Source organism: Anaerobacillus sp. 1_MG-2023 (assembly GCF_030547345.1).
Lineage (GTDB): Bacteria > Bacillota > Bacilli > Bacillales > Guptibacillaceae > Guptibacillus > Guptibacillus hwajinpoensis_B.
The window spans coordinates 1-272 of sequence record NZ_JAUORD010000106.1 but is presented as its reverse complement, the minus strand read 5'-3'; the positions used below and the strand labels follow the sequence as shown (position 1 = coordinate 272).

The window sequence follows — 272 nt, the reverse complement described above, 5'->3', positions numbered from 1 at the left end:
AGATATGGCCGGGTTACTTCTCCTGTGGTCTCCAATTCTTCAATAATTGGTAAGGCATGGTCAATAGGCATTGCAAAACCAATTCCTTCTACAGCAGCCTGGTTAATCTTCATCGAATTGATTCCAATAAGCTGACCATAAATATTAATCAATGCACCACCACTATTTCCAGGGTTAATCGCGGCATCCGTCTGAATAACCTCCGCTTGCCAATCTGCACGACCATCTTGGTTAAAATCTTGGGGGATTGTGCGCTCTGTTCCACTGATTAC

Annotated in this window: 1 protein-coding gene; it reads right to left on the bottom strand. The window is 43.8% G+C overall.

Features of this window, described 5'->3' with window-relative positions; all coding sequences use genetic code 11:
* On the bottom strand, positions 1-272 hold a 272-nt coding region (locus tag Q4550_RS23480), incomplete at both ends, for a S1C family serine protease (RefSeq protein WP_303536630.1).